Here is a 26,057-nt window from a genome sequence, read left to right on the forward strand (position 1 = left end):
TGGAGAACACGTCGCCTTCGGTCAGGAAGTCCATGTCGGCTTCCAGGCAATCCAGCGCCATGGTCAGGGTATGGGCCACGGTCGGGATGTCCTTGGCTTCTTCAGCCGGCAGATCATAGAGATCCTTGTCCATGGCATCGCCCGGGTGCAGCTTGTTCTTGATACCGTCCAGACCTGCCATCAACAGGGCCGCGAAGCACAGGTACGGGTTGGCAGACGGATCCGGGAAGCGCGCCTCGATACGACGGGCCTTGGCGTTGCTCACGAACGGAATACGGATGGAAGCAGAACGGTTACGGGCAGAGTAGGCCAGCATTACCGGGGCTTCGAAGCCGGGCACCAGACGCTTGTAGGAGTTGGTGGAACCGTTGGTGAAGGCGTTCAGGGCACGAGCGTGCTTGATGATGCCGCCGATGAAGTACAGAGCTTCGTCGGACAGACCTGCGTAGCCGTCACCGGCAAACAGGTTCTTGCCATCTTTACCCAGGGACACGTGAACGTGCATACCGGAACCGTTATCACCGATCAGCGGCTTGGGCATGAAGGTGGCAGTCTTGCCGTAGGCGTGAGCCACGTTGTGCACACAGTACTTGAGGATCTGCACTTCGTCGGCCTTGGCGGTCAGGGTGTTGGCGCCAACACCGATTTCACACTGGCCCGCAGTACCCACTTCATGGTGGTGCACTTCGATGTTCAGGCCCATTTGCTCCATGGCGGAACACATGGCACCACGCAGGTCGTGCAGGCTATCTACCGGCGGAACCGGGAAGTAGCCGCCCTTCACACCCGGACGGTGACCGATGTTGCCACCTTCGAAGTCCTCGTGGGATACCCACGCGGCTTCTTCGGAGTGAATGTTGTACATGGAACCCTGCATGTCGGATTTCCACTGCACGGAATCAAATACGAAGAATTCCGGCTCAGGACCAAACAGCGCAGTGTCGGCGATGCCAGTGGATTTCAGGTATTCCTCGGCGCGACGAGCCACAGAGCGGGGATCACGCTCGTAACCCTGCATGGTGGACGGCTCAAGGATATCGCAACGCAGGTTGACGGTTGCCACGTCAGTGAACGGGTCCAGTACAGCGGAGGAATCATCCGGCATCATCACCATGTCGGACTCATTGATGCCTTTCCAGCCGGCAATGGAAGAACCATCGAACATTTTGCCGTCCTGGAAGAAATCTTCGTCGATTTCACCCACGGGGAGGGTTACGTGCTGCTCCTTACCACGGCTATCGGTGAAGCGCAGGTCCACCCATTTCACATCATTATCTTTGATCAGCTTGAGGGTCTTTTCAGACATTGTCGTGCGTCCTCCTAAGGAACAGCGGGTTTGTCTCTGACTCGTTGCCCCACCCCGCATCAGGGCAGAACAGAGAGCCGGTATTCTCGGCCACCAGGCCTGCTTTGCCAATAGGGAGGCAAGTTCCATGCCAGCCCTTTTTTAGCGCATTTGACGGTTAAATGCGCAACCGAAGGAAAGCATACACTCTTACAGTGCATTAATATGGTGCGATGCACCATTATAATGCACTAAAAAAGTGCACCGTTATCCTCCCCGACCCGCAAAACCACAAATACCTCGTTGCCAGCCTCGCCGGTTTCCAGCACCTCATGCCCGTTGATGCGGCACCAGGCAGGGATATCGCTTAGCGCTCCGGGGTCCGTGCAGACCACTCGCAGGCAATCGCCAGTCGCCAAAGTGCGCACCTTGTTCTGCGTCTTGATCACCGGCATGGGGCACAACATGCGGCGCACATCCAGTTCATGAAGGGCTTCGGTCATCATCAAAGCGTACCTGCTTCAGCGTGTTGAGGGAGCGGTTCTATTCATGGAGAAAGAGACGAACAAGTCAGTGGCGAGTTGCGAGAAGCGAGGCTTGAAGAGCAACCCGGGTTTTGCCTGTCGCTCCTAGAGACTTGCTTCTCGTCACTGATTTACCCCACATTCCATGCCAGCGGCACCGCATCCGGTTGCACCGGCGCCACGGTCACCTGGCGTGCCACGCCATCCGGGCTGCGCACCTCCAGGGTCACCTCGTCCAGGGAGCGGCCCTTGGAATAGCGGGCAACAATAGCGGCGGCCTGCTGCAGCTCAGCTTCGCTCTCGAAGTTGCCATCCACCAACGCAAGGGGCCCCGGGCAGCTGACCGTGGTAATGCTGGTGAACTGGTAACGGTAACCTTCCAGAAAACGGTTTTCCCCTTCCTCACGACTGATGATCAATTTGTAGTGGGGCTGCGGACGCAGATGGCGCCCCACCTTCAAGAGCATGATGTCATCCAGTTCATAGCGGCGCTCGTTACGCGCCTTCCAGAGATCCGCCAGCTTGTTGGAATAGGATTCGTCGGTGAGGAAACAGCAGCCGCCGGCAGGCTGGGCAAAATCATCCAGCCCAAACTCCTTGGCCAGCGCCATCTGGGGCTTGCGGTTACGGCCGGTAAAACCGTATAGCGCTTCGCGATTCACCCAGCCCTCGCGCTCCGGCAGGGTAGGAGGCAGGTTTCTGGCGCACAACGGGCGCAGCAAGCGGTCATCCGCCCCGGACTCCTGACTGATGATCGGCATGGTTTCCTTGCGCTGGCTTTTGGGTCGCTGGCCAATCACTTCGCCGGTCACAATAAAATCGAACCCCCGGTCACCGGCCAACTCCCGCGCCTTGTTGATCATCAGGGTGGCCTGATTGACCATGAAAATCTTGCAGTCAAGGCAGGGGTTCAGATTGGCCCCGTAGCCATGTTTCGGGTTGAGCACCACATCCTTGTACTCCTCGGAGATATCAATGATGTGCATTTTTATGCCCAGCTGCTCAGCCACCCACAGGGCATTGTTGCGCTTTTCCTTGTTCTGGTCTTTCTTGCGGATGGCATGGGTATGGCCTTCCACACAGAAGCCGGTGAAGAAATTAACGCCTTCCACCTCGATCCCTTGCTCCTGCATCACTTTCACTGCCAGCATGGAGTCCAGCCCGCCAGACACCAGAGCGATAGCGCGGCGCTTGATCGGTTGGATTGACTCAGTTACCGAAGACGTCATGTGAAAAAACCTGCTGCCTTGATTGGCGCTCAAAAAATGGGCGGCGAAGTATAGCAATCACGCACTCCTGACGCACCCTTCACACCCGGGGTATGTCACTTCAGGGTCATATCAGCACAGCACAATTGGGCTCCAGACCGGCCCGGGAGCCCAATCGTTTGCGACAACTGCTGCGCCTACTTACCCTGCTGATTGCTGCAGCCAGCCTTGGCTGGTGGTGGCATACCCCCCATGGCCCCTGGCTAATGCACAAGGAGCCACTGGCGGGGCAGCGCCTTTGCGTCATTGGCGACGGAGGCTGGGGCAATGCCCCCTCCCTGGCAGTGGGGCAAGCGCTGGTGGAGCTGAACTGCGACCAGATCCGCTATCTGGGGGATCTGGTCTACCCGGACGGCATCACGGGTCCGGAAGACCCCCTACTAGAAAGTCGCTTTTTCGCCCCACTGGGCCCGGCACTGGATGTCGGCATCCCGGTTTATCTGGTATTGGGCAATCATGACTGGAAACAGAATGCCGAGGCCTGGCTGGAGGTGGCCCGGCAACACCCGCTGATCCACTTCCCTCACTACTACTATTTCGAGCAATGGCCAGACGCCTGCGCCTTCAGCCTGGAAACCACCTGGTTCGAGAAATGGTATTACCTACGACGCCAGGGTGCCTGGCTGACACAGGCCATGGAGACCGCACAAGATCGGCAATGCGGGTTCAGCATGGCCTTTTCCCACCACCCCATGATCAGCTCCGGCTCCCATGGCAATGCCGGGGAAATGATTCAACTGCACCTCAACAGCAAGCTGATTGGCAGACTGGACCTGCTGCTGGGCGGCCACGATCACATTCTCTCCGACGAGGGGGAATACCAGGGCACCCGGCAGCTGATCTCCGGCTCCGCCAGTATCAACAATGACCTGGGCCCGCCCAGTGACAACCAACGCTTCACCCGCGCCACCCATGGCCTGGTGACCCTGGATATCCACGACGATGGCAACAGCCTGCGGGCAAACTACCGCTTCTACAGTGTGCTGGGCGACCCTGACGACCCACTGATCACGCTGTTATGGGAGGGAGAAAAACGCGGCCAGGGAATCAGGGGGTGACAGGGGGAGCCGGCTCGCTCACCGGCACAGGGCCAGCAACGGCAAAGTGGGTTTTCGAAAAGGCGATACGCTCGGCCGCCGGGCGACGATTGTTACCCAGCCTGTCCAGGTGATCCTCAATAATCCGGCAGCGACGCAGCAGACCATCATCCATGGCAATCTGGATATTCAGCCCGGGACGGGCATTCAGCTCCAGCATCATCGGCCCGAACTCCCGATCCATCACCAGATCCACACCGAGATAACCCAGGCCGGTGAGATCATAGCAGCGGGCGGCGAGCTCAAGACATTCTTCCCAGTCAGGCACGGTAAGACCCGCCACCGCATTGGCGGTATCCGGATGCCGCTCGATTTTCTGGTTGTGCCAGGTACCGCCCAGGGTCACACCGCTGGACAGGTCCAGACCCACGCCAATGGCCCCCTGGTGCAGGTTGGCCTTGCCCTGGGACTGGCGGGTGGGCAAACGCAGCATGGCCGCCACCGGGTAGCCTTGTAGCACGATAATGCGGATATCCGGCACCCCTTCGAAGCTGATGCGATTGAACAGCTCGGTGGAACGCACACGGTATTCGATCAGGGCCTGGTCACGGTGGCCGCCCAGGGAATAAATGCCGGAGATAATCCCGGAAATATGATGTTCCAGCTCTTCGGTGGTCACGATGCGCCCGGAGGCAGAACGGAAATAATCTTCAAAGCGATCGGCAATCACCATGATACCGTCACCGCCCGCCCCCTGGGCCGGCTTGATGACGAAATCCCGATGGGTCTCCACCACCCGGTGCAGGGTGGAAATACCCTGCTCCGTGGCGATGGCACCGTACAGTTCCGGCACCCGGATGCCCGCATCCAGCGCCATCTGCTTGGTCTGCAACTTGTCATCAACCAGCGGATACAGGCTGCGCTTGTTATAGCGCAGAATGTAATCGCCGTTGCGCTGGTTGATACCCATCACGCCACGGGCACGCAGTGCTTTGCGGGTCTTGGACCAGAACATGTCAGCGCTCCACCATGGCCCGGAAGCGCATCAGCTCGGTGAGCCGGTAGCCCCGGTAGTGCCCCATCAAGACCATCACCGCCGCCAGACAGAGCAACACGCCCGGGAAGGTAAAGACGAAATACACCAGGGGCTGCCACACCATCAACAAGTGGCACAACACCGCCGCAACCAGGGTGCCCAGCGCCACTTTCAGGGACTGAGAACCGCCCCGCTCTTCCCAAACGATGGAAATCCGCTCGATCACCATGGTGAGAATGACCATGGGGAACAGCGCCACGGACAGACCCGAAGACACACCCAGCTTGTAGCCAAGCAGGCTGATCACCGCCATCACTATCACCACAAAGGTGAGCACAATGGACAACCGCGCCAGCAGCTGAAGCTTCAAGTGCTCAAGATAAGAGCGCACTGACAGGCCGATGGCAGTGATAAAGGTAAACAACAACACCCCCCAGATAACCTGGGTTTCCCGGAATGCCAGGGCGATCAACACGGGGGTAAAGGTGCCCAGGGTTTCCATACCAACCAGGGAACGAATCAGCAGCACCAGCAGCACCCCAACCGGGATCATCATCAGGATGCGGAACAGCTGCTGCGAGGGCAGAGGCAACTCATAAAGCGAAAAGTCGATAAAGCTGCTGGCATCCTGCAGCCGCAAAGAGCGCGCCAGCTGCAGGGCACTCATTTCATTGCGATGGACGCTCAGTGTCAGGTTGGCAGAACGCCCCCCTTCGATATTCAGCAATGGCTCGTTGCCGCTCCACCACACCACACGATCACTGGGCAAACCCTGCTGGCCATCCAGCGGGTTGAAGTACAACCAGCGTTTGCCGTTGTAGGTGCGCAACCACAGTTCCGGCTGTTGCTCCTGGCTTTGCACCAGTCGCAGGGTATGCACCGGCTGAGCCGGAATGTGGGACATGGCCAGCAGCAGATCCACTACCTGGGCCCGGTTCTCCGGACTCACATCCCCACCAAGCAACAGCTGGACGTTGTCGTTTTCCAGCTCGTTCACTCGCTTGATGGTTTCGCCAATAAAGGTTTCCACATCGGCGGAGTGCTGACGAATCGGTTGCAACAGCGCCTCAGCGGCCAGCTTTTCCGCGCCATCCAGCACCGGTGCCGGCCGGAACTGTGGCCCGGGCTCATTCTCGCGGGTTTCCGCAAAACGGGGGGTGAGCATCAACCGGTAGTAAAGGTATTGATTGCCCTCGGCACGGCGGGCCGACCAGGTGACCTGCCGGTTACCCTTCTCCACATTGACGTTCACGCCGTAGTTATTGGAGACAAAGCTCTCATTGAGGGTGGTGTAGCCCGCCCCTTGCGGTGGCACAAACATACGCACCTTGATGGGCTTGTTGGCCCTGGCCGTAAAACTGACCTGGGCGTCCACCACCCATACCGGGTCTTTCTCGTCCTGGGTCAACGGCACTTTCTGCACCAGCAACTGGTACGCAATGCTGCCGCCACCCAATAGCAAAAGAAACACGGCCAGAATCCGTGCCTGAAATTTGACAGACCCCATGTTAATGCGCCCCGGCAGCCTCCATCGTCAGTGTATCTTCATTCTCATCACGGCAGCGTGGCTTGCCCAAAGACATGGACAGCGACGGATCTATCAAGGCGCCCAGGCCCTTCAGGGCGTCAGCTCCAATCAACAGCGGATAACGAAACTCGCTGCGATCGGTCAGATTGACATCAATCTGTTGGCGCCGATTGCCTACGCATACCGTCAACGTCACCATCGGCCGGCGACTGAAATCCCGCTCGCCATCCTGCACGCTTTCCGCCCGGCGTTTAATCCGCACATGCCCGGCCAGGGGCAACTCTATGTCATCCCACTGGCTCTGAGTGATGCCCCATTCTTCGCGGTCATCTCTGTCGATGGCGATATCAAACTCAACCATTTTCACCCCGTCACGCTCAAAGGTCTTTATGTAACGGGCGCTCAGGGAGGCTGAATCCGCTCCCGTGTCCAACTTTGCCGGCACCGTAATGCCCAATTCACGGATATGCACACTTTCGTGCAGACCATAGATTCTCTTGTTGGCTGGCGGCGCCTCGGACAGAGTCACAGCAGGCACCAGCACCCCTATCAACACCAAGGGGATTCGCATCATAACAACCTGATTATAAAAGCATTATTGCCGAAAAATCGGCACCGACAACGGAGAATGACAGTGGCTCTGACTCTTCTCCGAGGAAATGGTTGCGCCATTCTAGGCGATCCGCCGCCGACTCGCAGGAACAACTGTGAATTTTTGAATCTTTTCACATTCGCAAATCTTACGCGAAAGCCTGACCGACGGGCTATCACCTGCGCGCAGCGCTGGTATAATGCGCGCCCCCGCGAGATGCAAGCGCCTTTTTTCAGGGCCACCAGGCGGGGCCACGTCCATGTCGGAACAAGGCCCCTGGCGCATTTCGCCCATTTCTTAACGGAGCTACATCTGTGATTGAACGTCTGCGCAATATCGCCATCATCGCCCACGTTGACCACGGCAAGACCACCCTGGTGGACAAGCTGTTGCAACAATCCGGCACCCTGGGAGATCGCGCTGGCGATATTGAGCGGGTAATGGACTCCAACGATCTGGAGAAGGAACGTGGCATCACCATCCTCTCCAAGAACACCGCCATCCAGTGGAATGAATACCGCATCAACATCGTTGACACCCCCGGCCACGCCGACTTCGGTGGCGAGGTGGAGCGGGTCATGTCCATGGTGGATTGCGTACTGCTGCTGGTAGACGCGGTGGATGGCCCCATGCCGCAAACCCGCTTTGTCACCCAGAAAGCCTTTGCCGCCGGCCTAAAGCCCATCGTGGTCATCAACAAGATCGACCGTCCCGGCGCCCGTCCGGACTGGGTCATGGATCAGGTGTTCGACCTGTTCGATAACCTGGGCGCCACTGACGAGCAGCTGGACTTCCCGGTGATCTACGCCTCCGCCCTGAACGGCATCGCCGGCCTGGAAGCGGACAACATGGCCGACGACATGACCCCGCTGCTGCAGACGATTGTCGACAAGGTGGACTACCCGAACGTGGACGCGGACGGCCCCTTCCAGATGCAGATCTCTTCCCTGGACTACAACAGCTACCTGGGCATCATCGGCATCGGCCGGGTCAAGCGCGGCAAGATCAAGGCCAACAGCCCGGTCAAAGTCATCGGCGCTGACGGCAAGGTCCGTAGCGGCAAGATCCTAACCATCATGGGCTACCACGGCCTGGAGCGGGTCGACGCCCCCACGGCCTCCGCTGGCGAAATCGTCTGCATCACCGGCCTGGACCCGCTGAACATTTCCGACACCCTGTGTGACCCGGCCAGCGTGGAAGCCCTGCCGCCACTGAGCGTGGACGAGCCCACCGTGAGCATGTTCTTCCACGTGAACACCTCGCCGTTTGCCGGCCAGGACGGCAAGTTCGTCACCAGCCGCCAGATCCGCGAGCGCCTGGAAGCCGAGCTCAAGCACAACGTGGCCCTGCGCGTGGAAGAAACCGGCAGCGCCGACCAGTTCCGCGTTTCCGGCCGTGGCGAACTGCACCTGTCGGTGCTGATCGAAAACATGCGCCGGGAAGGTTTCGAGCTGGCCGTGGGGCGTCCCCAGGTCATCATCCGTGAAGTGGATGGCGTCAAGCAGGAACCCTACGAAACCGTGATTGCGGATGTGGAAGAGCAACACCAGGGCGCCATCATGGAGCATCTGGGTCTGCGCCGCGCAGAAATGACCAACATGGAACCGGACGGCAAGGGTCGCGTTCGCCTGGAATTCCTGGTACCCAGCCGCGGCCTGATCGGCTTCCGCAGTCAGTTCCTGACTCTCACGTCCGGCACCGGCATCCTCAACAGCACCTTCAGCCATTACGGTGAATTCAAGGCCGGAGACATGGCCAAGCGCATCAACGGTGTGCTGGTGTCCATGGTGAAAGGCAAGGTGCTGGGCTTCGCCCTGTTCAACCTGCAGGAGCGTGGTCGCATGCTGATCGACCCGAACGTGGATGTGTACGAAGGCCAGATCATCGGCATTCACAGCCGCGGCAACGACCTGGTGGTCAACCCCACCAAGGGCAAGCAGCTGACCAACATGCGTGCTTCCGGCACCGATGAAAACATCGTCCTGACCCCGCCGATCCGTTTCAGCCTGGAGCAGGCCCTGGACTTCATCGAAGATGACGAGCTGGTGGAAGTCACCCCGAACTGCCTGCGCATCCGCAAGAAGCTGCTCACCGAAACCGAGCGCAAGCGCGCAGGGCGCTAACCCAACACTGGCCAGAGCAAGCAATACGCACAGTCGCATTGCTTGCCCAGCGCCAAGGTTGCATAAAAAAAGCCGGGCATTGCCCGGCTTTTTTGTATCGATTTCTTTTAACGCAGCAATACCAGCATCATCACCGCACCAAGAATCATCCCCAGCAACAGACCCCGCGTAAAAGAAGCCTGCGCCTGTGGGCGATGGGTCTCCGGGGAGTCCGCCGGCTGACTGGCCTCGAAATCCGTGATCACTTCACGGGCCCGCGCTTCATCACTTTCGGCAACCCACACCGATGCCAGCCCTGCCGCAGGCAATTCGCCGACAGCCCCCTGCAACATGTCGCCCTGCACCTGTGCCATGATGCCGACCTGATCCAGCAGATCCGCCAGCATATGCGCCTCAATGGCATCGCGGGCCCGAAACACACACTTCACGACACCCTCCAGCCTTGCATCAAGGGTTGACCGCCTCCTTCTTCACCACCTCCAACAGGGTATAACGCAAACTGCTGGCATCCGCTGGCGGTGACGCCACCTCTTCTATCCGCACGCGCAACGTGTAATTGTGCCCGGGCTCGAACTCAAACCCTTCGATATGATTATAGAAAAGCTGAAAGTTGGTCTCGCCATCACTGCGTACCCGCAGGCAGTCCATGGGCCCCGCGCCGATACAGGCCGAGGTATAAGGAGCGACATGCAGGATTTCACCGGCCTTGTCTTCCTTTTCACCACAGGCCACCAGTAAAAACAGCACCGCAAACAGCATGTGTTTCAGTATCATGGTACCAGCCTTGTTCTTTTCGCTTATCAGGCGTTAAGCAGTACCATGAGCCGCACGCCAAGGCAAAAGAAAGAACCTTTTTGCCTCCTGTATACACCCACCGAGCAACTGTAAATGTCGCCATACCGTAACGCGATATCAGGCCTGGCTCACCGTCCCTCAAGGGGAAACGGCCGCCAGCCCGCAAGGCTCTGCTGATAATGTAAGATGCCCGCACGGCTCAATCGCAATCACGCCCCGGCGAAAAACGTCCTCCGGCGCCACTGCGTACACACTTGAAACAGGTCCCCATGCTCCATATCGCACTGTTCGAACCGGAAATCCCGCCCAATACCGGCAATATCATCCGCCTGGCCGCCAACACCGGGGCGCATCTGCACCTGATCGAACCACTGGGTTTTTCCCTGGAAGAAAAGAAGCTGCGCCGGGCTGGCCTGGACTACGACGAACTGGCCCATCTCACTGTGCACGCGGATTTTAAGGCTTTTCTGCAAGCCATGGACGGCCGACGCCTGTTTGCCCTCACTACCCGGGCCAGCCAGCCACACAGTGATGCCGTTTTTGCGGACGAAGACGTGCTGCTTTTTGGCCCGGAAACCCGCGGCCTGCCCACCGACATTCTCAACAGCCTGCCACCCACACAAAAACTGCGACTGCCCATGGTGGCCAACAGCCGCAGTCTCAATCTGGCCAATGCGGTGGCGATAACGTTGTATGAGGCGTGGCGGCAGTTGGACTACATAGGGGCAGTGAATAATTAATAGTTAATAATTAATAACGGCGCGATCCCGCTNTATACTAGCCCGAAGCACAAGAGGCCGCGCCCAAACCATGGACGCGGCCTCTTGCGTTCAAAAGCAGCGAGGATTACCCCCGCGGAGTTATTAATTATTCATTATTAACTATTAATTGCAGTTACTGCACCGTCTCACCCTCAGCTTCCGCCTGCGCTTTTGCCTGCTGTTGGCGTTGCTGCTGGTACAGGGCATCGAAGTTAATGGGCTGCAGCACCATCTGCGGGAAGGAGCCCTTGGCGACCAGATCCGAGACCACTTCGCGTACGTAAGGGAACAACAGGTTCGGACAGTAGGCACCCAGCAGCTGGGCCCGTTCTTCGCCTTCCACACCCTTTACGGTGAAGATACCGGCCTGCTTCACTTCTGCCAGATAGAAGGTTTTTTCTTCCTTCTCATCCTTGGCGGTGACGGTAACGGTCAACTCCACTTCGAATTCATCGGTCTCACCAATGCGGCGGGCACCGTTGTTCAGCTGTACGTTGACCTTGGGTTTCCACTCTTCCAGAAACACCTGCGGGGCGCCCGGGCACTCAAACGACGCGTCTTTCAGATAAATGCGCTGCAGCTGGAAAACCTGTTGTTGTTCGGCCATCTTTTTTCTCCTGTTACCGTGTTCCCGACTCCCCCGAATTGGCACCGAGCAGCGTATCCAGCTCCCCTGCGCGCTCCAGAGCGTAAAGTTCATCACAACCGCCGATGGGGCGATCATCAATAAAGATCTGTGGCACCGTGCGCGCCCCACCGCGCTGCATCATGACTGCGCGCTGGTCCGGCTGACGGTCCACATCCGTTTCCTGGTACGACACATTCTTGCTGTTAAGCAACTGCTTGGCACGAATGCAGAACGGGCACCAACCTGTGGTATAAAGCTCGACCTTAGCCATGCCTACCCCTTCACCACGGGCAGGCTGGCACCACGCCAGGCATTGAGCCCGCCCTGGATGCGATAGAGCTCCACAAAGCCCTTGCCGCGCAGCTGACGACCTAGATGTGAGGCCTTGGCACCCATATCACAAGTCAGAATAATGGGTTTGTCCTTGTATTTTTCCAGTTCTGCAATACGCTCAAGGGCCTGGCTGGCAGGAATATTGATGCTGCCGGCGATATGACCCGCACGAAACTCATCGCTGTCGCGCAGGTCGACAATCACCGCATCCTTCTGGTTCACCAGATTGGTGGCCAGCTGAGGACTCAGAGCCTTGCCGCCACGGCGGGACTCAAGCACAAAGAAAACGGCCCACAGCAGAAAGAAGGCGGACACCAGAAGGTAATGGTTACTGGCAAATTCAAGCAATTGGCTCATTGGAACCCCGAATCAGTGGCAATGGGCGAGGCTGTGCAGAAAATTGGACAGTCCCGCGCCGACGGAAAATCGGCGCCAAGTATACACACCCGCAAGGGGGTAAGGTAAAACCATGCGCCCCGGATTACTGCTGTTACTCCTTCTACCCGCCCTGGCCTGGGGCGAGAGTGCGCCGTCCAAAGCCGAACTGAAGCAGCTCAAGGAACGCATCAGCGAACTCAGTGCTGCCCAGAACCGGGAACTTCGCGAGCGGGATTCGGTTCAGGCTGATCTGCGTGAGGCAGAGCTGCGCATCAGTCGTCTGTCCCGGGAACAACGCAGTCTGGAACAACAGGCCGACAAGGCCCGCCAGCGGTTGGCAGAACTGGAACAGGAACAGGCTCAGCTGGCCCGGGAAAAACAGACCCAGCTCCGCTGGCTGGCCAAAACCGTTCGTGCCAGCTACCAGGCCGGTCGCCAGGAACGCATCAAACTGCTCCTCAACCAGGAGCAACCGGACCAGATTGCCCGCCTGCTGCGCTACCAGGAATACTACCAGCGTGCCCGCAGCCAGCGCTTGCAGCAGGTTAATGGAGAACTGGATGAGCTGATGGCGGTCAGTCTGCGCGTGGAACAGGCCCGCCGGACAATGCTCGACAAACGAAGCGAAATGCAACAGCACGCGAACAAGTTGCAGGAAGCCCAGAAAAACCGTCAGCAGACCCTGGCCAGCCTGAACCGCTCACTGGACGACCGCAGCACAAGCCTCAGCCAACTCAAGCGGGACCAGCAACAGCTGGAAAAACTGCTTTCAGACATGCAGCGCAGTCTGGACGACATCCCCGCGGACCTGGGCGGCAAACCCTTCGGCAAGTTGGCCGGCAAGCTCCCATGGCCGGTACAGGGCAGCATCGGCACCCGCTATAACAGTGCCCGCGAAGGCGCCCTGCGCTGGCAGGGCGTGATCCTCAATGCCCCTGCCGGCACACCGGTACGGGCGGTCTACGCCGGGCGGGTCGTGTTCGCTGACTGGTTGCGCGGCTACGGCCTGCTCACCATTGTCGATCATGGCAATGGTTACCTGACGCTGTACGGCTATAACCAGAGCCTGCTGCGGGAAGTGGGCGAATGGGTATCCGCCGGGGATAGCCTGGCTCTGGCCGGCAATTCCGGCGGCAACCGCGCCAGCGGTCTGTACTTCGAGATACGCCATCGGGGCAAGGCGGTGAACCCCACACGCTGGTGTAATCGCCGTGTTACACTGCCGCCACTGGCCCACAACACAAACGATTAAAGCACGCCCACTGAGACCGCGTGCCTGCCGGGGATTCTGAATGCCAACGCCGACCTTCTCTTTTCTGCGCACCGCCATGGTGACAGCATTATTGTCCGCCGCCCCCCTTACCCTGCTTCACGCTGAAGACCCGGCACTGGATCAACAGGCCCGTCAGCAAGGTGTACCGGTGGATGAACTGCGTGCCTTTGCCGAAGTGATGGAGCGTATTCGTGGCGCCTACATTGATGAAGTGGATGACCGGGAACTGCTGGAGTCAGCGATTCGCGGCATGCTCTATGAACTGGACCCCCACTCCAGCTACCTGACACCGGATCAGTTCGACGATCTGCAGGTCACCACCACAGGCGAGTTCGGCGGCCTGGGTATCGAAGTCACCATGGAAGACGGCTTCGTCAAGGTCGTCACCCCGGTGGACGGCTCCCCGGCCAGCAAGGCCGGCATCCAGGCCGGCGACCTGATCCTGAAAATCGACGAGACGTTTGTGAAAGGCCTGACGCTGGGCGAAGCGGTGGAGCTGATGCGCGGCGAGGTCGGCTCGGAGATCGAACTGATGGTGCTTAGCGAGGGGGACGAAAAACCGCATCAGGTCACCCTCACACGCGACAAGATCCAGCTGCACAGCGTCAAATCACGCATGCTGGAACCGGGAATGGGCTATTTGCGGATTTCCCAGTTCCAGAACAACACCGGCGACGATGCCCGCAAGGCACTGGACAAGCTGGCCAAGGAAGATACATTGCGCGGCCTGGTGCTGGACCTGCGCAACAACCCCGGCGGTGTTCTTGGCGGCGCCGTGGAAGTGGCCGACCTGTTCATGGACAGCGGCCTGATTGTCTACACACAGGGCCGTGAGCAAAGCAGCCGAAGTGACTTCAATGCCAAACCCGGCGATCGCCTGAATGGCATGCCCATGGTGGTGCTGGTGAACGGCGGCAGCGCGTCCGCCTCGGAAATTGTTGCCGGTGCCCTGCAGGATCAGGGCCGCGCCATCGTGGTAGGCAATCGCACCTTCGGCAAGGGCTCGGTGCAGACCGTGCTGCCGCTGAGCAAAGACAAGGCCCTGAAGCTGACCACCGCCCGTTACTACACGCCCGATGGACGTTCCATCCAGGCCGAAGGCATTGAACCGGATATTGTCGTGGATGTGGTCACCAAACTGGAAGTCCGTGAAGACATGCAGGTACGGGAAGCCGACCTGCCACGCCACCTGAACAATGAAAACGGCGAGAGCCAAAACGATGGCAAGCGCCAGTCGCTGGCCCAGGAGGATTATGCCCTGGCGCAGGCGCTGTCCGTGCTGAAAGGCGTGGTATTGGCCCGCAGCAACGAAGGCCGCTGATGCGCCGTTTCGCAACCGCTCTGGTGCTGCTGCTGGCAGTCACCGCAGCCACGGCAAAGCCGCGCATCGCCATCATCATTGATGACCTGGGCTATCACCGTCACCACGGCCAGGCCATTGCCGACCTTCCGGCAGCGGTTACCTGTGCCGTAATTCCCTATTCCCCCCATGGCCGCAAGCTGGCCGAACGCGCCAGTCTGGCCGGCAAGGAAGTACTGGTGCACATGCCCATGGATGCCGGAGACCACATCCGCCTGGATCGCGGCGGCCTGCGGCTGGGAATCAGCGAACAAGAACTGCTGGATACGGTGCGTCAGTCTCTCAGCCAGATCCCCCAGGCCCGGGGCCTGAACAATCACATGGGCAGTGCATTCACCGAACAGCCTGAGCCCATGGGCTGGTTGATGGCGGAACTGAAAGCCCACCAGCTGTTCTTTGTAGACAGCCGCACCAGTGGCCGCTCGGTGGCCCAGCGGATAGCCCGGCAACAGGGACTGGCCAACGCCAGTCGTGACATCTTTCTGGATAACGATCGCAATCTGGTCAAGATCAACGACCAGTTCAACAAACTGATCCGCCTGGCCCGTGAACGGGGCCAGGCCATTGCCATCGGCCACCCCTATCCGGAAACCGTGCACTATCTGCAGCAGGTATTGCCATTGATGGACGATGCCGGCATTGAGGTGGTGCCCGTCTCGTCCCTGCTGGAAACCCCGGCTCTGGATACCGCCACCACCGGTGACGGTAGCCACGCCGGATCGTGAACCCGGTTACGGGGTCACCTGACCCTTGCCAATCCCGGTAAGCCGGGCAAAACCGATCATCAGGAAACCGAAAACAAACATCAGCACCCCGTAAACCGCCGATGGCACCGACATGGCTTCCGAATGCAACAGGGTCAGGGTCACCATCAACCCGAGTGTGCCATTCTTGATGCCCAGCTCGATGGCCACGGTAAAGGCCTGGTCCCGGCTCAGGCCGATCAGGCGCCCGCCGACCAGACCCAGCAGCAGGCCGGCAACATTCAGAATCATCGCCGACAACCCCGCCTTGCGGAACAGCTCCAGGGCTTCCTCACCCAGCTCCACCATCAGCAACACGATGACTGCCACCAACACCAGCAGGCCCAGCAGCCCCACGGCCTTCTCCCCTTTTTCCGCCCAGTCCTGGCGGAAATGGCGAAGGGTCATGCCGATGGCCACCGGCAGCAGGATAATCACAAACAGGGTGATGATGGTGCGCAATACCGGCAGCTCCAGCACCTTGTCCGCATCCTGGAAGCGCTCCAGTGCCCAGCCGGTAAAGGCCGGCAGGGTAACAATGGTAATCAGGCTGGCCAGCACTGTCAGCACAATGGACAGGGCCACGTCACCGCGACCCAGATAGACGAAAAGGTTGGACGTCGTGCCACCAGGGCAGGCAGCAATGACGATCAGGCCCACCGCCAGTGCCGGGGACAGGTCCAAAGCCAGCGCCACACCCAGGGCAATGATGGGTAACAGGAGAATCTGGGCCAGCAGACCAAAGAAGGTGCCGCGGGGGGCAATGACGACTTCACGGAAGTCCTTGGGGGTCAGGGTCATCCCCATCCCCACCATAATCAGAAACAGCGATACCGGCAGGCCGACATCGATTAGCGCATTGGAACCCATTGCCACTCTCCCGAGGTATTATTCTTGGTAAAACCTCGAGAGTAGAACAGGATTTCACCGCCATCCAGTACAAAGCGGCTAGGTTGACGCATATGCCACCCGGGTCTGACGTTTCCCGACCTATATCCGTTGGCGCTTTGCTCGCAAGACAAAGGGTAAGGGCAACCGAAAGATTGACGCTGCCAGCAAAGCGCCAGCGCGCCAGGCGGCACGCGCCGGGGAAGTATCGCGGACGCTAGTCCAGGCGCATCTCCACACCGGCGGCCTGCATGAACTGCTTGGCCTCCTGCACGGAATACTCGCCGAAGTGGAAAATGGATGCCGCCAGCACCGCATCGGCACCGCCCTGTACCACGCCGTCTACCAGATGCTGCAGGTTGCCGACCCCGCCGGACGCAATCACCGGCACCGGCACCGCGTCGGCGATGGCGCGGGTCAGGGCAATATCAAAACCGTTCTTGGTGCCATCCCGGTCCATGCTGGTCAACAGGATCTCGCCGGCACCGTAGTCGGTCATCTTCCTGGCCCAGGCCACCGCATCCAGCCCGGTGGGCTTGCGGCCACCATGGGTGAAGATTTCCCAGCGATTGGTCTCGCTCTCGGCACTGACCTTCTTGGCATCAATGGCCACCACGATGCACTGGGACCCGAAACGCTCCGCCGCCTCACGGACAAATTCCGGATTCTGCACTGCCGCCGAATTGATACCCACCTTGTCGGCACCGGCATTGAGCAGATTACGGATATCTTCCAGAGTCCTTACGCCGCCGCCCACGGTGAGGGGGATAAACACCTGGCTGGCGATCTGCTCCACCGTGTGCAGGGTGGTGTCACGCTCCTGATGACTGGCGGTGATATCCAGAAAGGTAATCTCGTCAGCGCCGGCGTCGTTATAGCGCTTGGCAATCTCCACCGGGTCACCGGCGTCGCGGATATCCACAAACTGGACGCCCTTGACCACCCGACCGGCATCCACATCGAGACACGGAATAATGCGTTTGGCTAAGCCCATAATGCGTTCCTGTCAGGCGCTGGTCAGTTCGTCGGACAGAGCCTGGCCTTCGCCGAAGTCCAGGGTGTTTTCGTAGATGGCTCGGCCGGTGATGGCACCACTGATGCCCTGGTCCGCCACCGCGCACAGGTGACGCACGTCATCCAGATTGGTGATGCCGCCGGAAGCAATTACCGGGATGGACATGGACTGGGCCAGTCGCACGGTGGCGTCCACATTGACGCCCTGCAGCATGCCGTCACGGCTGATATCGGTATAGACGATGGCAGAGACACCATCGTTCTCGAACTGTTTGGCCAGATCAATCACATCCACATCGGTCACATTGGCCCAGCCATCGGTGGCGACCTTGCCATCCTTGGCGTCTAAACCAACGATGATGTGGCCGGGGAACTGCTGGCACATTTCCTTGACGAACTGCGGCTCATTGACCGCCTTGGTGCCGATAATGACCCACTGCACCCCGGCATCCAGATAGGCCTGGATGATTTCCGGACTGCGAATACCGCCACCGATCTGGATCGGCAGATCCGGGTGGGCCTTGGCAATCGCCTTGACGATGTCGCCATTCACCGGCTCACCGGCAAAGGCACCGTTCAGGTCCACCAGATGCAGACGACGGGCACCGCGCTCCACCCAGTGGCTGGCCACCGCCACCGGGTCATCGGAAAACACCGTATCGTCTTCCATGCGCCCCTGCTTCAGGCGTACACATTTACCGTCTTTCAGATCAATGGCGGGAATCAAAAGCATAGCTAGGTCTCAAAACGAAGGCTGCCCTCGCAGAAGGGCAGCACAGGAAATAGTGGTTTGTGCTGACGCGGTTCTGCCGCTGTATCAGGGCCGCCAGCGCAGAAAATTTTCCAGCAGGGTCAGGCCCGCATCGGCGCTTTTTTCCGGATGAAACTGCACCGCAAAAACATTCTTTATGGTCGCCGCCGCCGCAAAACTCAGACCGTAGTCACAACGGCCCGCCACTTCCTCATCGGCCAGCCCGGTAACGCAATAGCTGTGCACGAAGTAAAAACGGGTGTTATCGGCAATGCCGGCCCACATGGGATGCGCCATACCCTGCTGCACCTGATTCCAGCCCATGTGGGGCACCTTCAGGCGGCCACCGGTATCGCTCTGCAGCTCCCCGAAAAAAGTGACCTGGCCGTCAAATACGCCCAGGCACTCGACGCCGTTGTTTTCCTCACTGCGCGCCATCAGGGCCTGCATGCCCACACAGATACCCAGCACCGGCTTGCCGGCAGCAATCACATCCAGAATGGCCTGATCCAGGCCGGTTTCGCGCAGCACGGCGATACAGTCCCGGATGGCACCCACACCGGGAAACACCACGCGGTCGGCGGCTCGTACCTGGGCCGGATCACCGGTAATCACGATCTGCTGACCACTGGCAACCTTCTCCAGCGCCTTGCCGGCGGAGTGCAGATTACCCATGCCGTAATCAATGACGGCTACTACTTCACTCATACGCTACGGTTACTCGCTTTCGCTGAGGGTGCCCTTGGTGGACGGGGTAATGCCGCTCATGCGCGGGTCCGGCTCCACCGCCATGCGCAGGGCACGGCCAAAGGCCTTGAACACGGTCTCTGCCTGGTGGTGGGCGTTTTTGCCGCGCAGGTTATCAATGTGCAGGGTAATCATGGCGTGGTTGACCAGCCCCTGGAAGAATTCGTAGAACAGGTCCACATCGAAGCCGCCGATGCTGCCCCGGGTAAAGTCCACGAACATCTCCAGGCCGGGACGGCCTGACAGGTCCAGCACCACGCGGGACAGGGCTTCATCCAGTGGCACATAGGCATGGCCGTAACGGCGCACCCCTTTCTTGTCGCCAATGGCTTTGGTAAATGCCTGACCCAGGGTAATACCGATGTCTTCCACCGTGTGGTGGGCATCGATGTGCAAATCGCCCTTGGCGTTGATCTCGATATCCACCAGGCCATGGCGGGCCACCTGGTCCAGCATGTGCTCCAGGAACGGCAGCCCGGTATCCAGTTTGCACTGGCCGGTGCCATCCAGATTGATGGAGACCTGGATCTGGGTTTCCAGGGTGTTGCGCTCAACAGTGGCGCTGCGCTTGCTCATCTCTATCTCCAGGGGTTACCCAGGGCAGTGGGCCAGTTATTATACGCACCCTGACAGAGCCTAACCAGCGGAGCAATTCCATGCCGATCAGTGCCGAATCCCACCCCCTGTCGCCGGAGCAGGCCGCCACCTTCGATCAGGTACTGCGCGATGACCCGCAATACCGGGAAAAACTGGACGCGGCGGTGGCCGCCGGGGGCAAACGCTTGTTTGCCGCCCATTTCAACGGCAAGCGCGTGGCGGTGGCGCTGGTAGAAGAAGACCGGCCCGAGCTGGACTGGGTGGTGGTACACCCGGCCACCCGGGGCCGGGGCGTCGGCAAGGACTTCCTGCGTCTGATCGGCCAGCAACTGGGGGCCATTCTGGCCATGCCCAGGGAATGCGGCCCGACACGCTGATGGGCTGTCAGGGCTAGGCCCGCGGTGCCTGCATGTCCGAAAGCGGCAACCGGATATGCAGGGTAAATCCCTGACCGGGGCCGGGGCTTTCCGCCCACAACTGGCCGTCCACCTGCTCAATCATCACCCTGGCCATGGCCAGGGAAAGGCCAAACCCTTCCTCGTGGTGGCGCGAGCCCATGACGAAGAACGGCTCGAGGATATGTTCAAGCTGCTCCGCGGTCGCGCCCTTGCCCTCATCCTGAATGCGAATTTCCGCGTAACCACCGGGCACGTCCACTTCACTGGATATATCCACACTGTCGCCTTCGGCACTGAAACGCAGCGCATTATCCAGACCAATGGACAATACCTCCTGCAATTCCCCCTCACTGGCATTGACCCGCAAGTTCGGTGATACCCGGTTGCGCACGGCAACGCCGCTTTTCTCAATCCTGGCCGTCTGTTCACGCAGAATCGCATCCAGCACCCACATGGGCTGACAGTTACTCACCGGGGGCGGCTGATTCCGGTCAGACAAATCAAAATAGCGCAGCGAGGTACTGACAATGCCTGTCAGCCGCCTCTGCCCCTTGCGCACCATGGCCCAGACATCCACCTCCTGGTCGCCCCTGGCATCCTGGCCCAGGGAGTCCGCCGCCCCAATCCAGTTGATCGGTGTATTGAGCTCATGACTGATGTACTGCAGGAACATGGACTTGTCCTGGTTCATCTGCTCGATATCCGCCAGGTGGCGCTCCAGGTTCTGCTGGGCCTCATGGGCAAGTTGCTTGCGCTCGGTTTCCAGAAAGCGAATGCGATCCCCCAGGGCCAGGGACAGCATTACCACCACCCAAAGAGCGCCAAAGTGCGGCAGATACGGCACAAACACACTGTAGGGCATCAACCCCAGGTTCCCCATGGCGAACAGGAATATCGTCAGAAGAAATACGGACCATGCCAGCACATAGAGCCGTGCCACCCGAAACCCTTGTCGCCAGACCATCCAGCCCAGCCAGCTGAACAGCACAATGGTCAGCAACGCAACCGCGGTAGAGAGGTGGTAGGTCCAGGGCGGCTCCATCAACCACTGCAGCAGGAACGCCCCACCAATCATGATCAGGTAGTGCTTGAGCAGGCGGTCATATCGGGGGAAGCGCTGGGCCAGTTGCAGGAATTGTCGGGAATACAGAGCCAGCGCCAATGCAATCACATAGGTACTTAGCCAGAAGTATTCATTAATCCCGGGCGTTTCCGGCCAGAGGTATTGCAAGCCGAAGCCACTGACATTGATATTGAAGAAAATCACGCCGCCCAGAAACATAACGAAATGCAGGTGCACATTGTCACGCAGAGAGAGGTAGAGCAGCAGGTTATAGACCAGCATGATGCCCAATGAACCGTAAAACAGGCCCTGCATCAATTGCTCAAGGTAAGTAAATTCCACCAGCCCTTTGGCGCTGAACAACACCGGCATCATGTTCAGCGCGCCCTTGCCGCGCACTTTCAGGTAATACTCTTTGACACCAGGCTCGTCAGTGTCCAGTGCAAACACGAAGGCCCGGTGATTCATCGGTCGCTGACCAAAACCCCGGGTATCGCCCACTGCCTGGGCGATGTAATTGCCCTGGTCGTCAGGGGCATAAAGCGTTAGCTCATCCAGGATCGGGTGGCGTTCCACCAGAAACCAGCTGCCCTCCACACCGGACGTATCCACCGCAATGCGCAGCCAGAAGGTACTGCGGGTAAAGCCGAAGTTCAGGGCACTGCTTTCACTGGCACGAAAGCGACTGGCAAACTGATCCCGCACCTGATCCAGGGTCCAGTCGCCTTCCGGATCTTCCAGTATCTGCATGTGTTCGCCCAGCAATACCTTATCCCCGGCATTGCTCAGCGCCACCGTCCTGTCCTGGGCGGCCGTCGCCAGGCCGAACCACATCAACAGGAGCGTCAACACTGAAATTTGGAACTTTTGCAAAGGCCCTTCCCCTAAACACATACCATCAATGCTAAGTTATGGTCAGTTATTTCCGACTGGTATAATCCCGATCCATCGGCCAACACGCAAGGAGAGCTCCATGGGACGCCTCGTAAAAATTTTGCTGATCACATTTTTTGCCATCATTTTGCTATTGGCCATTGCCGTTTTTGTGATCACCCAGGTCATTGATCCCAACGAGTTCAAACCGGAAATTGAAAAGCAGGCCAGGGAGCAGGCCAACCTCACCCTGGATATCCAGGGCGACCTTGCCTGGCAATTCTGGCCCTCCCTGGGTGTCAGCCTGGGCAGGACCGAGGCGCGCATTGCTGACGAGGAAGAACTGTTCGCGGCCCTCGACGCGGCCAGCGTCAGTGTTGCGGTCCTCCCCCTTCTTTACGGTCAGGTTGAAATGGACGGCATCACGCTGGCTGGCCTGGATGTGAACCTCGTCGAAGGGCCTGATGGCGCCAACTGGGAGCAGATTGGCCCGCAAACCACAGCGGAAGAAACGCCGGAAGAAACCCCCGCCGACCCGGAAGGAGAAAACAGCAGTCTGGATATCCCCCTGACCATCCCCAGCGTGGCCATCACCGACGGCAAGGTTCGCTATCGCAACACTGCCGATGGCACCGATATCGTGGTGGAACACTTCAACCTGAACGCCCAGGACGTCAATCTGGACGAGGCTTTCCCGCTTCAGATGTCCCTGCGTTATCAGGACCAGAGCGACATGCGCGTGGACCTGAATCTGGATACCACCCTGAACGCCAATCTTGACGCCAACCACTTCATCCTCGACCCGATGACACTGGACGCCAACATTGCCGGCGCCACCACCATGCCGGTGGATGTTCATCTGGAGCAGAAGCTCGACGTGAATCTCAACGAGGACACCGTCTCCATCAAGGATCTGCTGCTCACCGCCGCCGGCACCGAAACCCGCGGCAATATCGATATCACCGCGCTCACCGGCGACATGCAGCTCAGCGGCAAACTGGCCACCGCCTCCTTTGATGCCAACAAGGTGCTGGAAGCCATCGGCGAAGCGCCCATTGAAACCACCGACAGCAAGGCGCTCAGCAACATCGCCATGGAAACCTCTCTGGGGGGTGAGCCCGGTAGCATCATGGCCAATCCGCTGAAAATCACACTGGATGACAGCACCCTCAGCGGCAGCGCCGGCCTGGCCAGCCTGGAGAGCGGCAAGATTGTCTTCGATCTGGCATTGGACCAGATCACCCTGGACGGCTACATGCCCCCCTCCTCCGGCGAGCCCGCCACTGCAGCGGCAGGGGGCGGCAAGGAAGGCGGCACCGCCAACCTGTCGACCGCGGAATTGATACCGGTAGACACCCTTCGACCGCTGGTGCTGGATGGCAAATTGCGCATCGGCAGCCTTAAATACGACACCATCGATGCAAAGAATATGAAGTTTGCCGTGACGGCCAACAACGGCGTGCTGCAGCTTAGCGAAGCCAGCGGCGAAACCCTGGGCGGCAGCTTCAGCGCCAAGGGCAAACTGGATGCCTCCGGGAATACGCCCAAAATCACCGCCAGCAACACCGTTACCAGTGTGCAGATCCAGCCGCTGGTGCAAATGGCGTTGGGAGACGATCTCGGTAAGGGCGTATTCGCCATGAACGGCACTTACAGCGCCAGCGGCAACAGCGAAAAAGCCCTGATGGATTCCGCGAAAGGCAACATCGATATCTCCCTGGCTGACGCCACTGTGCGCGGCCTGAACCTCTACCAGACGCTGGTTGGCGGAGTGAACGACATGCTGGGCCAGTTCCAGGGCCTGGCGACGGCTCTGATACCCAACCAGGAGTCCGGCAAACTGCCCAGCGCCCTGTCTGAGGACACCAAGATCGTGGACCTGACCACCAAGGCCCGTCTGGAGAAGAACGTGGCCTACCTGGACAGTCTGGATGCGGTTCTCAGCAAAGGCGAAATCACCGGTAACGGCTGGATGAATATCCTCAACCAGGATTTTGACCTGAAAATCGGCATGCAGTCCCCGGAACTGGGAACATCCAAGTATCTGCAAGGCACCACCTGGCCCTTGCGCTGTGAAGGCAACCTGGCTGGCAGCCCCGCCAAGTGGTGTGGCCCGGACAAAGACGGTTTCAAGGACATCGGCAAACAGGTTGCTGCCAAGGCTGCCCAGGAGAAAATCAAGGATAAGCTGGGCATCGAGGGTGAAGGCGACACCGCCGAGGAAGTGATCAAGGATGCCGCCAAGAAAAAGGCCAAGGAAGAAGTGGACAAGCAAATCAAGGACGGCCTGAAAAAGCTGTTCAATTAATTTCCGTCCGCACCCGGCCGGAGCGACCCTCGCACGCTCCGGCCTCTTCCGCTGCAAACACACCGACGCGCTTGCCCTGCCCGGTGTTTCCGGGTACAACTCGCGGCATGCCCAGTCCTTCCCCCATCGATCCCGCCACTTTCAGCGCCGCTGTGCTGACCTGGTACGACCAGTACGGACGCCAGAGCCTGCCCTGGCAACACCCGCGCACGCCCTATCAGGTGTGGATCTCGGAAATCATGCTGCAACAGACCCAGGTTGCCACCGTAATTCCTTTCTTCCAGCGGTTCATGGAACGCTTCCCGGATGTACACAGCCTGGCCAGTGCCGCCCAGGACGAAGTGCTCCACCTGTGGACGGGCCTTGGCTACTACGCCCGCGCCCGCAACCTGCACAAATGCGCCCAGGTGCTGGTGAGTGAGCATGATGGCGATTTCCCGCATACCGTTGAAGAGGTATCCGCCCTGCCCGGCATCGGCCGCTCCACCGCCGGCGCCATTCTCGCCCAGAGCCGCGGGGTTCGTGCCGCCATCCTCGACGGCAACGTGAAACGGGTCCTCGCAAGGCTGCACGCGGTAGAGGGATGGCCCGGCAAGAAGCCGGTGGAAAACCGTCTCTGGGAGCTGGCCGAGCACTACACGCCACATGAACGGCTGGCCGATTACACCCAGGCGATGATGGATCTGGGCGCCACCGTCTGCACCCGTGGCACCCCGAACTGTGGTGCCTGCCCACTGCAGCCCCACTGCCTCGCCCATGGCAACGGCAATCCCCAGGATTACCCCGGCAAGAAACCCAAAAAAGCGCTGCCGGTACGCACCACCATCATGCTGATTCTTCGTGACCACGAAGGTCGGGTCTGGCTGGAACCCCGCCCGTCACAGGGCATCTGGGGCGGCCTCTGGTGCTTCCCCCAGACGGAGCAGAGCGACGATGTCGAAAACGCCCTGAAACAACGGGCCTTGCGGGCCAGTGGTACACCTCAGCTCCTGACGGAGTTTCGCCATACGTTCAGTCATTTCCACCTGGATATCTCCCCCCGGGAGATCCGGGTGGAGGTGGTCGGCACCGGCGACAACAATGGCCGCTGGGTGAACCCGGCCGCCCCCGGGGAACTGGGGCTCGCCGCCCCGGTAAAAAAACTGCTGGGCCGACTCGACACACCCCGCCAGACCAGCATGTTATAGTCTCGCCACACAAACGCCGTATCACGGAGACGTTATGAGTCGCACGGTTTTCTGCCGAAAATACCAGAGCGAGCAGGAAGGGCTGGCACGCCCGCCCTTCCCCGGTCCCAAGGGCCAGGACATCTACGACAACGTATCGAAGCAGGCGTGGCAGGAATGGCTGCATGAGCAGACCATGCTGATCAACGAAAAACACCTGAACGTGATGGACCCGGAAGCGAAACGCTTCCTGGATGAACAACGTGATCGTTTTCTGAACAACGAAAACTATGAAAAAGCGGAGGGTTACGTTCCCCCTGCTCACGATGCGAACAAATAAACGCGCATCCCTTGACGCCCCCGGCTCTAGCCGCTTTAATACGCGCCCTGATTGCCCGGATAGCTCAGTCGGTAGAGCAGGGGATTGAAAATCCCCGTGTCGGTGGTTCGATTCCGCCTCCGGGCACCATACAAAAGGCCTCGCTCAACAGAGCGGGGCCTTTTTTATGGTGTCTGGCCACGCCTCCCCCGCCGGTTACCACCACCTGTTGGCGCTTTGCTCGCAAAGCGAAAGCCGCAGAGGGCACG

The 26,057-nt window shown here is 59.4% G+C and carries 27 protein-coding genes and 1 tRNA gene; 11 read left to right on the plus strand and 17 right to left on the minus strand.

Annotated elements, in window-relative coordinates; genetic code table 11:
• The 3 genes from glnA to A3714_RS07295 form a co-directional block, all read right to left on the minus strand.
• The coding region (gene glnA, locus A3714_RS07285) for a type I glutamate--ammonia ligase (protein WP_063527165.1) at positions 1-1,306 on the minus strand (1,306 nt) is incomplete at its 3' end.
• Positions 1,307-1,536: 230 nt separating this feature from the next.
• On the minus strand, positions 1,537-1,791 hold the full coding sequence (locus A3714_RS07290; protein ID WP_231866082.1) for a sulfurtransferase TusA family protein: 255 nt from the start codon (positions 1,789-1,791) through the stop codon (positions 1,537-1,539).
• 149 nt (positions 1,792-1,940) lie between these two features.
• Positions 1,941-3,038: a tRNA (5-methylaminomethyl-2-thiouridylate)-methyltransferase gene (locus tag A3714_RS07295; protein WP_062815995.1), complete on the minus strand. Its 1,098-nt coding sequence runs from the start codon at positions 3,036-3,038 to the stop codon at positions 1,941-1,943.
• 158 nt (positions 3,039-3,196) lie between these two features.
• Between A3714_RS07295 and A3714_RS07300 the strand changes: the two genes are divergently transcribed.
• Positions 3,197-4,135, plus strand: a complete 939-nt coding sequence (locus tag A3714_RS07300; RefSeq protein WP_231866083.1) for a metallophosphoesterase — start codon at positions 3,197-3,199, stop codon at positions 4,133-4,135.
• Here A3714_RS07300 and A3714_RS07305 read toward each other — a convergent pair.
• From A3714_RS07305 to A3714_RS07315, 3 genes are read right to left on the minus strand one after another with little or no spacing between them, the layout of a single operon-like run.
• On the minus strand, positions 4,125-5,129 hold the full coding sequence (locus A3714_RS07305) for an alpha-L-glutamate ligase-like protein (RefSeq protein WP_063509135.1): 1,005 nt from the start codon (positions 5,127-5,129) through the stop codon (positions 4,125-4,127). The two genes, A3714_RS07300 and A3714_RS07305, sit on opposite strands and share 11 nt — an antisense overlap.
• Before the next feature lies 1 nt (position 5,130).
• The gene (locus A3714_RS07310; RefSeq protein ID WP_063509136.1) at positions 5,131-6,657 is read right to left on the minus strand and encodes an inactive transglutaminase family protein; all 1,527 of its coding nucleotides are present in this window, start codon (positions 6,655-6,657) and stop codon (positions 5,131-5,133) included.
• A gap of 1 nt (position 6,658) precedes the next feature.
• The gene (locus A3714_RS07315) at positions 6,659-7,252 is read right to left on the minus strand and encodes a RimK/LysX family protein (protein ID WP_062815678.1); all 594 of its coding nucleotides are present in this window, start codon (positions 7,250-7,252) and stop codon (positions 6,659-6,661) included.
• Between the two features lie 332 nt (positions 7,253-7,584).
• Here A3714_RS07315 and typA point away from each other — a divergent pair, with 332 nt between their 5' ends.
• A complete protein-coding gene (typA, locus tag A3714_RS07320; protein ID WP_062815677.1) occupies positions 7,585-9,393 on the plus strand; it encodes a translational GTPase TypA in 1,809 nt (602 codons plus the stop codon).
• A 107-nt stretch (positions 9,394-9,500) separates the two neighbouring features.
• Here the strand turns inward: typA and A3714_RS07325 are convergent, their stop codons facing one another.
• Positions 9,501-9,821, minus strand: a complete 321-nt coding sequence (locus A3714_RS07325; protein ID WP_063508258.1) for a DUF2007 domain-containing protein — start codon at positions 9,819-9,821, stop codon at positions 9,501-9,503.
• Between the two features lie 19 nt (positions 9,822-9,840).
• Positions 9,841-10,167: a DUF4377 domain-containing protein gene (locus A3714_RS07330; RefSeq protein ID WP_062815675.1), complete on the minus strand. Its 327-nt coding sequence runs from the start codon at positions 10,165-10,167 to the stop codon at positions 9,841-9,843.
• Between the two features lie 290 nt (positions 10,168-10,457).
• Between A3714_RS07330 and trmL the strand changes: the two genes are divergently transcribed.
• Entirely contained in the window at positions 10,458-10,928 is a 471-nt protein-coding gene (trmL, locus tag A3714_RS07335; RefSeq protein ID WP_063525659.1) for a tRNA (uridine(34)/cytosine(34)/5-carboxymethylaminomethyluridine(34)-2'-O)-methyltransferase TrmL, read from the plus strand.
• Between the two features lie 154 nt (positions 10,929-11,082).
• Here the strand turns inward: trmL and secB are convergent, their stop codons facing one another.
• From secB to A3714_RS07350, 3 genes are read right to left on the minus strand one after another with little or no spacing between them, the layout of a single operon-like run.
• Positions 11,083-11,556 (minus strand): protein-export chaperone SecB, encoded by a 474-nt coding sequence (secB, locus tag A3714_RS07340; RefSeq protein ID WP_062815673.1) that lies wholly within the window; start codon positions 11,554-11,556, stop codon positions 11,083-11,085.
• 13 nt (positions 11,557-11,569) lie between these two features.
• Positions 11,570-11,848, minus strand: a complete 279-nt coding sequence (grxC, locus tag A3714_RS07345) for a glutaredoxin 3 (RefSeq protein ID WP_063508193.1) — start codon at positions 11,846-11,848, stop codon at positions 11,570-11,572.
• Positions 11,849-11,850: 2 nt separating this feature from the next.
• The gene (locus A3714_RS07350) at positions 11,851-12,267 is read right to left on the minus strand and encodes a rhodanese-like domain-containing protein (protein ID WP_063508192.1); all 417 of its coding nucleotides are present in this window, start codon (positions 12,265-12,267) and stop codon (positions 11,851-11,853) included.
• Positions 12,268-12,379: 112 nt separating this feature from the next.
• Here A3714_RS07350 and A3714_RS07355 point away from each other — a divergent pair, with 112 nt between their 5' ends.
• Genes A3714_RS07355 through A3714_RS07365 form a run of 3 tightly spaced genes read left to right on the plus strand, consistent with a single transcriptional unit; the run spans position 12,380 to position 15,646 of the window.
• Positions 12,380-13,540: a murein hydrolase activator EnvC gene (locus tag A3714_RS07355; protein WP_063508191.1), complete on the plus strand. Its 1,161-nt coding sequence runs from the start codon at positions 12,380-12,382 to the stop codon at positions 13,538-13,540.
• Positions 13,541-13,580: 40 nt separating this feature from the next.
• Positions 13,581-14,882, plus strand: a complete 1,302-nt coding sequence (locus A3714_RS07360; protein WP_063508190.1) for a S41 family peptidase — start codon at positions 13,581-13,583, stop codon at positions 14,880-14,882.
• Entirely contained in the window at positions 14,882-15,646 is a 765-nt protein-coding gene (locus tag A3714_RS07365) for a divergent polysaccharide deacetylase family protein (protein ID WP_063508189.1), read from the plus strand. The genes A3714_RS07360 and A3714_RS07365 overlap by 1 nt, the downstream gene beginning before the upstream one ends.
• Positions 15,647-15,652: 6 nt before the next feature.
• Here A3714_RS07365 and A3714_RS07370 read toward each other — a convergent pair whose 3' ends face one another.
• The 5 genes from A3714_RS07370 to hisB form a co-directional block, all read right to left on the minus strand.
• Positions 15,653-16,534 carry a bile acid:sodium symporter family protein gene (locus A3714_RS07370; RefSeq protein ID WP_062815667.1) on the minus strand — a complete coding sequence of 294 codons (882 nt, stop codon included), beginning with the start codon at positions 16,532-16,534 and terminating at the stop codon, positions 15,653-15,655.
• Between the two features lie 235 nt (positions 16,535-16,769).
• Positions 16,770-17,546: an imidazole glycerol phosphate synthase subunit HisF gene (hisF, locus tag A3714_RS07375; protein ID WP_063508188.1), complete on the minus strand. Its 777-nt coding sequence runs from the start codon at positions 17,544-17,546 to the stop codon at positions 16,770-16,772.
• Between the two features lie 12 nt (positions 17,547-17,558).
• Positions 17,559-18,299, minus strand: a complete 741-nt coding sequence (gene hisA / locus A3714_RS07380) for a 1-(5-phosphoribosyl)-5-[(5-phosphoribosylamino)methylideneamino]imidazole-4-carboxamide isomerase (RefSeq protein ID WP_063508187.1) — start codon at positions 18,297-18,299, stop codon at positions 17,559-17,561.
• Positions 18,300-18,383: 84 nt separating this feature from the next.
• Entirely contained in the window at positions 18,384-19,025 is a 642-nt protein-coding gene (gene hisH, locus A3714_RS07385) for an imidazole glycerol phosphate synthase subunit HisH (RefSeq protein ID WP_063508186.1), read from the minus strand.
• A 9-nt stretch (positions 19,026-19,034) separates the two neighbouring features.
• Positions 19,035-19,640 carry an imidazoleglycerol-phosphate dehydratase HisB gene (hisB, locus tag A3714_RS07390; protein WP_062815663.1) on the minus strand — a complete coding sequence of 202 codons (606 nt, stop codon included), beginning with the start codon at positions 19,638-19,640 and terminating at the stop codon, positions 19,035-19,037.
• Between the two features lie 80 nt (positions 19,641-19,720).
• Between hisB and A3714_RS07395 the strand changes: the two genes are divergently transcribed.
• Complete coding sequence (locus A3714_RS07395) at positions 19,721-20,038, plus strand: acetyl-CoA sensor PanZ family protein (RefSeq protein ID WP_063508242.1); 318 nt, start codon at positions 19,721-19,723, stop codon at positions 20,036-20,038.
• 13 nt (positions 20,039-20,051) lie between these two features.
• Here A3714_RS07395 and A3714_RS07400 read toward each other — a convergent pair whose 3' ends face one another.
• The gene (locus tag A3714_RS07400) at positions 20,052-21,995 is read right to left on the minus strand and encodes a sensor histidine kinase (protein WP_231865996.1); all 1,944 of its coding nucleotides are present in this window, start codon (positions 21,993-21,995) and stop codon (positions 20,052-20,054) included.
• 100 nt (positions 21,996-22,095) lie between these two features.
• On the opposite strand from A3714_RS07400, the gene A3714_RS07405 reads away from it, so the two are divergent.
• The 4 genes from A3714_RS07405 (at position 22,096) to A3714_RS07420 (ending at position 25,938) form a co-directional block, all read left to right on the plus strand.
• The gene (locus A3714_RS07405) at positions 22,096-24,303 is read left to right on the plus strand and encodes an AsmA family protein (RefSeq protein WP_063508240.1); all 2,208 of its coding nucleotides are present in this window, start codon (positions 22,096-22,098) and stop codon (positions 24,301-24,303) included.
• A 107-nt stretch (positions 24,304-24,410) separates the two neighbouring features.
• Positions 24,411-25,490 carry an A/G-specific adenine glycosylase gene (gene mutY / locus A3714_RS07410; protein ID WP_063508239.1) on the plus strand — a complete coding sequence of 360 codons (1,080 nt, stop codon included), beginning with the start codon at positions 24,411-24,413 and terminating at the stop codon, positions 25,488-25,490.
• Between the two features lie 34 nt (positions 25,491-25,524).
• Positions 25,525-25,809 carry an oxidative damage protection protein gene (locus A3714_RS07415; RefSeq protein ID WP_062815658.1) on the plus strand — a complete coding sequence of 95 codons (285 nt, stop codon included), beginning with the start codon at positions 25,525-25,527 and terminating at the stop codon, positions 25,807-25,809.
• Positions 25,810-25,862: 53 nt separating this feature from the next.
• Positions 25,863-25,938 (plus strand) — tRNA-Phe (locus A3714_RS07420).
• Positions 25,939-26,057 lie beyond the last annotated feature (119 nt).

It is taken from the genome of Alcanivorax sp. HI0007 (assembly GCF_001635525.1).
GTDB lineage: Bacteria > Pseudomonadota > Gammaproteobacteria > Pseudomonadales > Alcanivoracaceae > Alcanivorax.

Excerpts from the sequence above, each read along its gene's own strand:
- A3714_RS07360 (WP_063508190.1), top strand. The coding sequence starts at position 13,581 with ATGCCAACGCCGACCTTCTCTTTTCTGCGCACCGCCATGGTGACAGCA.
- A3714_RS07305 (WP_063509135.1), bottom strand. The coding sequence starts at position 5,129 with ATGTTCTGGTCCAAGACCCGCAAAGCACTGCGTGCCCGTGGCGTGATG.
- trmL (WP_063525659.1), top strand. The coding sequence starts at position 10,458 with ATGCTCCATATCGCACTGTTCGAACCGGAAATCCCGCCCAATACCGGC.
- A3714_RS07330 (WP_062815675.1), bottom strand. The coding sequence starts at position 10,167 with ATGATACTGAAACACATGCTGTTTGCGGTGCTGTTTTTACTGGTGGCC.
- A3714_RS07355 (WP_063508191.1), top strand. The coding sequence starts at position 12,380 with ATGCGCCCCGGATTACTGCTGTTACTCCTTCTACCCGCCCTGGCCTGG.
- A3714_RS07310 (WP_063509136.1), bottom strand. The coding sequence starts at position 6,657 with ATGGGGTCTGTCAAATTTCAGGCACGGATTCTGGCCGTGTTTCTTTTG.
- hisA (WP_063508187.1), bottom strand. The coding sequence starts at position 18,299 with ATGCTTTTGATTCCCGCCATTGATCTGAAAGACGGTAAATGTGTACGC.
- A3714_RS07295 (WP_062815995.1), bottom strand. The coding sequence starts at position 3,038 with ATGACGTCTTCGGTAACTGAGTCAATCCAACCGATCAAGCGCCGCGCT.
- A3714_RS07350 (WP_063508192.1), bottom strand. The coding sequence starts at position 12,267 with ATGAGCCAATTGCTTGAATTTGCCAGTAACCATTACCTTCTGGTGTCC.
- A3714_RS07315 (WP_062815678.1), bottom strand. The coding sequence starts at position 7,252 with ATGATGCGAATCCCCTTGGTGTTGATAGGGGTGCTGGTGCCTGCTGTG.
- grxC (WP_063508193.1), bottom strand. The coding sequence starts at position 11,848 with ATGGCTAAGGTCGAGCTTTATACCACAGGTTGGTGCCCGTTCTGCATT.
- A3714_RS07370 (WP_062815667.1), bottom strand. The coding sequence starts at position 16,534 with ATGGGTTCCAATGCGCTAATCGATGTCGGCCTGCCGGTATCGCTGTTT.
- A3714_RS07365 (WP_063508189.1), top strand. The coding sequence starts at position 14,882 with ATGCGCCGTTTCGCAACCGCTCTGGTGCTGCTGCTGGCAGTCACCGCA.
- A3714_RS07395 (WP_063508242.1), top strand. The coding sequence starts at position 19,721 with ATGCCGATCAGTGCCGAATCCCACCCCCTGTCGCCGGAGCAGGCCGCC.
- hisB (WP_062815663.1), bottom strand. The coding sequence starts at position 19,640 with ATGAGCAAGCGCAGCGCCACTGTTGAGCGCAACACCCTGGAAACCCAG.
- hisF (WP_063508188.1), bottom strand. The coding sequence starts at position 17,546 with ATGGGCTTAGCCAAACGCATTATTCCGTGTCTCGATGTGGATGCCGGT.
- A3714_RS07415 (WP_062815658.1), top strand. The coding sequence starts at position 25,525 with ATGAGTCGCACGGTTTTCTGCCGAAAATACCAGAGCGAGCAGGAAGGG.
- mutY (WP_063508239.1), top strand. The coding sequence starts at position 24,411 with ATGCCCAGTCCTTCCCCCATCGATCCCGCCACTTTCAGCGCCGCTGTG.
- A3714_RS07290 (WP_231866082.1), bottom strand. The coding sequence starts at position 1,791 with ATGATGACCGAAGCCCTTCATGAACTGGATGTGCGCCGCATGTTGTGC.
- secB (WP_062815673.1), bottom strand. The coding sequence starts at position 11,556 with ATGGCCGAACAACAACAGGTTTTCCAGCTGCAGCGCATTTATCTGAAA.
- hisH (WP_063508186.1), bottom strand. The coding sequence starts at position 19,025 with ATGAGTGAAGTAGTAGCCGTCATTGATTACGGCATGGGTAATCTGCAC.
- A3714_RS07405 (WP_063508240.1), top strand. The coding sequence starts at position 22,096 with ATGGGACGCCTCGTAAAAATTTTGCTGATCACATTTTTTGCCATCATT.